At 49.3% G+C, this 904-nt stretch carries 1 protein-coding gene; it reads right to left on the bottom strand.

The genetic code is table 11. The features are described 5' to 3' along the window. Window positions 1-127: 127 nt before the first annotated feature. A partial coding sequence (locus CSC64_RS13790) for a replication protein (RefSeq protein ID WP_162435905.1) occupies window positions 128-904 on the bottom strand: 777 nt, incomplete at its 5' end.

Below are 904 nucleotides of genomic sequence, written 5' to 3'. Positions count from 1 at the left end.
AACACACCGTTGATGATCTGCGCTACCTGCTGTACCTGCGGCTTTTCGTCGTACTGTTCCGGCATGTTGTTGGCGATCCGACGCATCTGCTCACGGTCAAAGTTAACCATCTGTGCGGCGATGTTTTTCATAGATCCACCCCGTAAATCCAGTCTGTGTTTGTCAGGTCGCGTTTTGGTTTGCTGGCTGTCACGCCTGCCTGTTGCTTGTTACGGTTGATTTCGAGTTGGGTCCTCTTATCGCGGAGTTTGGCCGGGCTCAGCACGTTACCGGACCAGAAGTTGTCCTGGCATGCCCAGCGGAACAGCACACACATGTCGCGGTGGTTACGTCCGTCACGTTCACGCATCAGGCGGATATCGTTAGCCCACCCAGCAAAATTCGGTTTTCTGGCTGATGGTGCGATAGTCTTCACCATGTCAAACATCCACTCTGCGGCGGTCAGGTCTTCTGCTGTCCCCCACTTGCTGCCGCTCTGAATTGCAGCATCCGGTTTCACCACAGAAAGGTCGTTTTCTGGCTGGTCAGAGGATTCGCCAGAATTCTCTGACGAATAATCTTTTCTTTTTTCTTTTGTAATAGTGTCTTTTGTGTCCCCCTGTTTTGAGGGATAGCAATCCCCCAATTTGAGGGATGTTTTATCCCTCGTTTTAGGGGATTTTCCCTCGTTTTGAGGGATGCACCATTCTGAGATGTTTTTATTTGGTCCAAACATGCCGCCTTGCTGCTTGATAATATTCATTCTGACGAGTTCTAACTTGGCTTCATTGCACCGTTTGACAGGTAACTTTGTAATCTCGCTAAGTTGAGAATCGGTGATTCTGTCCATTGGTTTATTCCACCCATAGGTTTTACGCAGAATGGCAAGCAGCACTTTAAACTGTCGCTTGGTCAGATCTGCGCC

Source organism: Pseudoxanthomonas koreensis (assembly GCF_010093225.1).
Taxonomy (GTDB): Bacteria; Pseudomonadota; Gammaproteobacteria; order Xanthomonadales; family Xanthomonadaceae; genus Pseudoxanthomonas; species Pseudoxanthomonas koreensis.
The sequence above is the reverse complement of the archived record's forward strand: the minus strand, read 5'-3'. Positions and strand labels throughout refer to the sequence as shown.